General features: G+C 35.2%; 4 protein-coding genes. 1 reads left to right on the forward strand and 3 read right to left on the reverse strand.

Going from position 1 to position 7,685, the window contains the following annotated elements; translation table 11 throughout:
• Positions 1 to 145: 145 nt before the first annotated feature.
• The 3 genes from aqpZ to VB797_RS07450 all read right to left on the reverse strand — a co-directional run bounded on the left by aqpZ (position 146) and on the right by VB797_RS07450 (position 3,486).
• Positions 146 to 919, reverse strand: coding sequence for an aquaporin Z (gene aqpZ, locus VB797_RS07440; RefSeq protein ID WP_323237035.1), 774 nt, complete (start codon positions 917 to 919; stop codon positions 146 to 148).
• Between the two features lie 98 nt (positions 920 to 1,017).
• On the reverse strand, positions 1,018 to 2,481 hold the full coding sequence (locus VB797_RS07445; protein ID WP_323237036.1) for a mechanosensitive ion channel domain-containing protein: 1,464 nt from the start codon (positions 2,479 to 2,481) through the stop codon (positions 1,018 to 1,020).
• A gap of 30 nt (positions 2,482 to 2,511) precedes the next feature.
• Entirely contained in the window at positions 2,512 to 3,486 is a 975-nt protein-coding gene (locus VB797_RS07450; RefSeq protein ID WP_323237037.1) for a hypothetical protein, read from the reverse strand.
• Between the two features lie 660 nt (positions 3,487 to 4,146).
• On the opposite strand from VB797_RS07450, the gene VB797_RS07455 reads away from it, so the two are divergent.
• Entirely contained in the window at positions 4,147 to 7,569 is a 3,423-nt protein-coding gene (locus VB797_RS07455) for an ATP-binding protein (protein WP_323237038.1), read from the forward strand.
• The last annotated feature ends 116 nt before the right edge of the window (positions 7,570 to 7,685 follow it).

Below are 7,685 nucleotides of genomic sequence, written 5' to 3' on the forward strand. Positions count from 1 at the left end.
CCCAACCTACAAACTGTGTATAGTAAGGTTATTAAATTAAACAGCGAGCAAGATGCTCGCACTACAAAATTAAATAATTTATGTTTAAAAAAAACTGATTCTCTAGCCAAGATATTTAAGAACACCGATGGTCAAACTTCAAAAACTAACCTCTAACCTGAGATAAATCTTTTTCTATTTCCACAGTTGGAACATCAAAAACATTTGAATAGAGTAATCCAGCCGCAACTGCTCCCAAAATTGGTGCAACCCAGAACAACCATAATTGCCCGATCGCCCAACCACCAACAAATAAAGCTGGAGCTAAACTACGAGCGGGATTTACAGATGTATTGGTAACAGGAATGCTAATCAAGTGAATTAATGTTAACCCTAAACCGATCGCCATTGGTGCTAAAGCCGCTGGTGCGCGATTATCTGTTGCACCCAAGATAATCATTAAAAACATGAAGGTACAAATGAATTCTGCTGCAAAACAAGCTAATAAAGTATAGTTTCCTGGAGAATGTTCTGCGAAACCATTAGCAGCAAAACCGCTAGTAACTAGGTCAAACTTCGGATTCCCAGTAGCTATTAATGCTAATACTCCAGCACCTGCTACAGCACCCAATAATTGAGCGCCAATATACATGAATAACTCGTTAGCAGGAAAACGTTTTGCGACTGCTAAACCGATGGATACAGCCGGATTTAAGTGACATCCAGAAATATGACCTATAGCATAAGCCATTGTCATTACTGTTAAACCGAATGCCAGCGAAACCCCTACCAAACCGATACCAAGAGGAAATGCGATCGCGTCACCGATTTTTGTAGCATCAGCAATGAATCCAGCAGCTAAAACTGCACTACCGCATCCACCAAATACCAGCCAAAAAGTACCGATAAACTCGGCCAAACACCGTTTAGAAAGTGGCATTTTTTTCAAAGTGTAAATTGATGAAAAAATTATACCAGCCTTAGTGTGATTGATAATACTAATTAATATTTTATTAATAAAAATAAATGGAATATAAATTAAATCTCAAATAAAGTATTTATCCGCTGACGAATCCACTTAAACATACCTTGTTCGGAGTCAATTTTTTCTGGTAAGATTCCTAAACTTGCAAGAGATTCGCTCCTAGTTGCAAGTTCTGCGGAGATTTGGTCTGCTAATTCGGGATGATGTGATAATAGCTTCTGTAAGTTGGTGTGGTCTACTACAAATAAAGTAGTTTGTTCGTTAGTACGAATACTAGCAGAGCGGGGAATTCCCATTAACAATGCCATTTCACCAATAAATTCTCCCGCGTGACGGTTTACAATATGTTTACCAAGTTTTTCGGAATAGATTTCCACCGAACCAGAAAGAATAACATAAAAAGAGTTACCGGGGTCGCCTTCACGACAAATGACTTGTTCTGGTTGTAGTATTTGCCTGTATCCCTGTTCGATTAATTCCCGAATTTGTCGGGGTGTACAGCTTTGGAAATAACTAATTTGACTCAGTAAATCCCGTAAACTTTGAGTTCTTAAATTAGAATTTGTATTTTCAATTGCATCAGAATCAACGGAAGTGCTGTTTTTTGAAGTTAAATTACCAGCACCTTGTAAAAGTGGAATTAAATCTTGAATATTCTTAATATGTAAATCTCTTTGCGGGAAAGGAATATTAATATCTCGACTATTTAATTCTATTTCTATCGAAAAGTTTAAGTCGCTTTTAAATTGAGGAATGCTTGGTGGGTCATCAACCCAAACTAATAATTCAAAATTTAATGAACTATCACCAAATTCCTTAAACCAAACCTTTGGACTGGGTTGTGGTAAAACATGAGGATGTTTTCTCGCTGCGGCTAAAAGTGCTTCTGTAACTAAGGTTGTATCTGTACCGTAAGCAACTCCTACTGGTACGTGAACTCGACATTTTTGGTCGCGATAACTCCAGTTAATAATATTGTTTTCGATAAACTTTTGATTGGGGACAATTACAAATATATTATCTAAAGTACGAACAACTGTAGAACGAATCGAAATTTTTTCTACAATCCCTTTTAAATCATCAACTTCTACTAAATCTCCGACTTTTAACGGCTGTTCAAATAATATTGTAATCCCGCTAATGAAATTACTAGCAACGTTTTGAAATCCGAACCCGATACCAAGACCTAATACCCCAGCAACAACTGTTAAAGAACTCAGGTCAATTCCAGTACCTCTAAGAACAATTAAAAATCCAATTCCAGCAATTAAATAACCAATTACTGAAGAAATGGCTTCTTTTGTACCTCGATCAATTTTGAAACGATTTAATATAGTTTTGCTGATTAAGCGACCGATCAGTCTACCGACAATATAAGCAATGACAGCATAAAAAACGAGTTTGAGAAATAAGTCTAAAGTAAAATAATTACCATCATCCAACTTAAAAAGTTCTGCTTTATATAGATCCTGAAAAAAATCCAGAATTCTTTGTCCCTGTTGCTGAAGCCATTCCATACACTGTCCGGTATATTTAACTGATGAACGCTAGTTAAGAATATACTTGTCTAACTCAAAAAATTCAATCAATTCTTTCAGACTTGCATTATCAGCGGTAGGTGTTAAAGCTGCTATTTCTTGAATTGTTTGCTCGTTAAGATATTTAAACACCTGTTCTTTTAATACTGTAACAACTTCTTCGGGCAAACCTTCAAGTTCTCGATTAAATCTTTTACAGCGTCCTTTGGCAAAGCTTAACTGAAATTTGGCTCTTTTCAACAACCGTTGTCTGAGATTTTCATAGATTTCTCTTTTGTCATCTTGACTATCTGTCTCAGTCATAAATTGTTTAATTAGCGGTATAATATCAAGATTTTCTTCTAACAGTATCAAGCTTCCTTCTTGAAAATAAGCTGGAATTCCATCAATTCCTAATCCACCAATATCTGCTAAGGCAATTATACGGGCTGGTAAGGTTATCTGTTGCTCTAAATTATATAAATCTGGTTGATAAATTAAATTATCGATAGTATCAAAAAGACAAATTGTCGCCGAAATAGTTTGTTTAATTATTTGTAAATCTGTTTGGGTAAATAAAGGAGGAAGTTCGGGGTTTTGAATAATAAATTGTTGATTTAAATCTTCAATATAGTTAATTAATTTGTTAATTGTGGCAGTTTCGCTGACTCCGCTTTCCCGCTGTCTCGCGGTTCCAGGTGCGGTTACAGGCAAAAATTCTTGAATAATATCATGACTAGCAGCACAAATATCAATTAGATGTTTTATTCGCTTACTGTCCGACAAAGCGGGTTGATTAGAGACTTTATCCCAAAAGGGTTCAATAGCATTAAAAATTATTTCTGCTCTACGTTTAACAGCCTCTGCATGGGCAATATTATGAAAGTAAAGCTGCTTTTTTTCGGCTTCTTCTTTCACTTCTATAAAAGCATATTCTATAATCATCGAAACAGCTTCCGCAAAGGTTTTCGGTATTTGGCTTTGGTTTTCGCTATTTGGATTCATGGTATCTTTTTTTACTAAATTAAACTTTTTAAAGACTTTTAGAATGATAAGGTAATTTTGCTGATATTGACCACACTAAAAATACTTATTGTTATGTAAAGATTTGTATAAATATCGGTGTTGCGAGCAAGAACATTCTAATAATTTTAGTAAAAATCAACATTGATATTACTTATAAAATTTCAGTAAAAATCAACATTTAATTTATTTTTGATTCAGTTTTGGAATTAACTGATTACTCCTATTCCGGTGAAAGATTAACTATGTGAGAAAGTAGGGAGAAGAAATTATATTGATAATTGAAGGAGCGTGAAAATAATTTGTAATATCCTTCCCTACGGGACACCTTGCGGTGAACGGGAACACCTCCGGTGAACGTAATTAATGCCCATAAATAAAAATTTGGAAGTTACTTCAACGGTAATTTATAAAACTCAATGATAGCTAAATATATTTGATTTTGAAGATGAGTTGAGATTAATTTTGATTGCTGTTTACTACTCCCTCTTTGAGATTTTTTAGTTAATTGATACAATTAGGGTTAAAAAAACCTAAAAACATACCTATAAATGGCGATCGCTTTTAAAATATACTGCAAGTAAGGGTCATCTCGGAAGCAACGGTTGTCACAATAAGCACTTAGGTTTAGGAGATTCGCTAATGGTTGCAGATAAATTCGAGAATCGAGAAACAGAGCGGGGAAATAAAGGATTTTTTCAGAAATTAGCTACAGCAGGAAATCGAATTCCCTTACGTACCGTGTTGATAGTTCCGTTTGTGTTACAAATTTTCGCAACAGTAGGAATAGTCGGGTATATTTCATTTAGAAATTCGCAAGCAGCGGTAGAAGAAGTTGTTTCTGAGCTTAGAAGCGAAATTAGCAATCGGATTGAGCAGCATCTGAGTAATTACCTGGAAACACCTTATTTAATTAATCAAAATAATCTTTTATCTGCAAGGATGGGTTTATTAAATTTTAACGATCAAGATGCAGTTGCACGTCAATTTTGGCAACAGAAGCAAGTATTTGATATTAATGCTATTTACTTTGGTAATCAAAAAGGTGGATATGTTGGTGCAGAACCAGGTAACACAACTACAATAACTAAGGATTTTTTACCAGGTCAATATTTATATTACAATACCGGAGATAAAGGAGTCAGAATAGGTAATCCGAAGCTAGGTCAGAAAAATTTTGACTCTCGCACTAGACCTTGGTATCAAACTTCAGCTAATAAAATAAGTCCCAAATGGAGCGATATTTATACATACGAAGATGGTAGTGATATTGCGATCGCGGCTACTGCACCTGTATATCAAAACAACGAATTCCAAGGGGTTTTAGGAACTGATTTATCCTTAAATCAAATTACAAATTTTTTACTTACTTTCAAAGTTGGTAAAACAGGTAAAACTTTTATCATTGACCGTGATGGTTTAATCGTTGGGTCTTCAACTAATGAAAAAACGTATTTTAAAGAAGGTAAAGAATTCAAGCGTTTAAATGCTAGTCAAAGTACCGAACCGTTAATTAAACAATCAACACAGTTTTTGATAAATAAATTTGGTGACTTAAATAATATTAAAAAAACTCAACAGTTAGAATTTGAGATTCAAGGAGAAAGTCAATTTTTACAAGTAACAACATTTAATGATAGATATGGATTAGACTGGTTGATTGTTGTTGTTATTCCCGAAGCTGATTTTATGGCACAAATTAATGCCAATCAGCACCATACAATACTATTATGTTTGCTTGCTTTAGTTATCGCTACTATTATTGGTATTATAACTGCTCGGAGAATTTCTCAGCCCATTTCACGTCTCAACCAAGCAGCTAAAAATATTACAGAGGGTAAATGGGAAGCAACAGAAGCTATTCAAGATTCCCGTATTGATGAAGTGGGACAGTTAGCCACTTCATTTAACAGCATGGCTCATCAATTACACCAATCTTTTGAAAGTTTAGAAGAAAAGAATAACGAATTAGAGCGACTTGATAAACTAAAAGATGAATTTTTAGCTAATACTTCCCACGAATTGCGAACTCCTCTGAATGGGATGATTGGTATTTCAGAATCGATGATTGATGGTGCTACGGGAGAAGTCACAAGTTTACAGCAGAAAAACCTTTTGATGATTGCCAATAGCGGACATCGATTATTAGAATTAGTCAACGACATTTTAGATTTTGCTAAGTTGAAAAATCAAACTATCGAACTTCAACTCAAAGCAGTAGGAATACATTCTTTAATTGATGTCGTGTTAGCTTTTAGTCAATCTTTACTTGGTGGGAAAGATTTACAGTTAATTAATTCAACACCCGATGATTTACCTTTAGCTTATGCTGACGAGCATCGTTTAGAGCAAATTCTTTACAATATTATCGGTAACTCGATCAAGTTTACTGAAGGTGGAAGAGTAGAAGTTTTTGCACAAGAAAATCAGCAGCAGTTAGTAATTACAATTTCCGATACAGGAATTGGGATTCCTCCCGAAAAACACCAAAAGATATTTGAATCCTTTGAACAAGCAGACGGTTCAACAGCACGAGAATATGGGGGAACTGGTTTAGGATTAGCTGTTACTAAACAATTGGTTGAACTTCACGGAGGTAAAATTTGGGTGGAATCAGAAGTAGGGAAAGGTTCTAGTTTCAGCTTTACTTTACCAGTTGTAAATACTCAAATCGATAATCAAATTAAACATGAGAACAAGCAGACACAATCCGACCGACGACCAAAATATAAGATGCAAAAAGTTGCTCAAGCCGATATTCCAGGCTCAAATATTGCTGCTTCTGATATTAACAATCTTGTAGAGATTGCATCAACAAATAGTAAATATCATATATTAATTGTTGATGATGAACCAGTTAATCTACAGGTGTTAAATAATCATCTATCGCTGCATAAATACAGAATAACTCAAGCTTTAAGTGGTAAAGATGCTTTAGAAGCCGTAGAAAATGGAGACAAATTTGACTTGATATTACTTGATATCATGATGCCAAAAATGTCCGGTTACAAAGTATGCGCTACATTACGAGAAAAATATCCAGCGCATCAATTACCCGTTGTCATGTTAACCGCGAAAAATCAAGTAACTGATATAGTTACCGGGTTTAAATTTGGTGCAAATGATTATTTAACGAAACCTTTCCACAAAGATGAATTATTAACAAGAATAAAATCTCATCTGAGATTATCTCAAACTAGTAAATCCTACGGTAGATTTGTTCCCCATGAATACCTAAGATTCTTGAGCAAAGAAAGCATTATCGATGTAGAATTAGGCGACCATGTAAGTAAAGAAATGGCGGTAATGTTCTCTGACATTCGTTCATTTACCACTCTTTCCGAAAGTATGACACCTCAAGAAAACTTTGATTTTGTTAATGCTTATTTACGTCAAGTTTCTCCCGTAATTCGCGATCATAGAGGCTTTATTGTCAAGTATCTAGGGGATGGAATGATGGCTGTTTTCCCTAACGGTGCCGATGATGCAGTTGCCGCAGGTATTGGTAAACTGAAAAAAGTTGCAGAGAAAAATATTATAAGAAATGAGAAGGGACAACAGCCGATTAAAGTCGGAATCGGCGTGCATTTCGGTCATATGATGGTAGGAATGGTCGGAGAATCCGCCAGAATGCAGGGAGACGCTTTTTCTGATAACGTTAATTTAACAGCCCGTTTAGAAAGTTTGACTAAATTTTACGGTGTATCTTTAGTAATTAGCGAACAAGCATTACAACACTTGAATAATCCTGAAAAATATCAAATGCGCTTTTTGGATCGTGTCATAGTTAAAGGAAGAAGCGAGGCGATCGCTATTTATGAGATATTAGATGGTGAGTTACCAGAAATTCGCAACTTAAAATTACAAACCCTGGCAGATTTTGAAAACGGATTAGAAAATTATCGCTGTGGAGATTGCGTTCAAGCCAAAGTTTATTTCGAGAAAGTTTTAGCTGTTAATTCTGAAGATAAAGCAGCAGGACTATATTTAGAAAGAGTAGAAGAATTGCAGCAAAAGGGAATTCCTGAAGATTGGTGTGGTGTTTGGTCTATGACGAAGAAGTAGAGATGGGGAGATGGGGAGATGGGGAGATGGGGAGAAATAATTCTTATTAACTCCTAACTCCGAACACTGATTAAATGGATGACATTGATGACACTGATTAATAACTCCGGGTTAAC

The organism is Rivularia sp. UHCC 0363 (assembly GCF_034931125.1).
GTDB lineage: Bacteria > Cyanobacteriota > Cyanobacteriia > Cyanobacteriales > Nostocaceae > Rivularia.

What these genes read in the sequence shown, in the direction of transcription:
- aqpZ (WP_323237035.1), bottom strand. Translation starts at nt 919, where the DNA reads ATGCCACTTTCTAAACGGTGTTTGGCCGAGTTTATCGGTACTTTTTGG.
- VB797_RS07445 (WP_323237036.1), bottom strand. Translation starts at nt 2,481, where the DNA reads ATGGAATGGCTTCAGCAACAGGGACAAAGAATTCTGGATTTTTTTCAG.
- VB797_RS07450 (WP_323237037.1), bottom strand. Translation starts at nt 3,486, where the DNA reads ATGAATCCAAATAGCGAAAACCAAAGCCAAATACCGAAAACCTTTGCG.
- VB797_RS07455 (WP_323237038.1), top strand. Translation starts at nt 4,147, where the DNA reads ATGGTTGCAGATAAATTCGAGAATCGAGAAACAGAGCGGGGAAATAAA.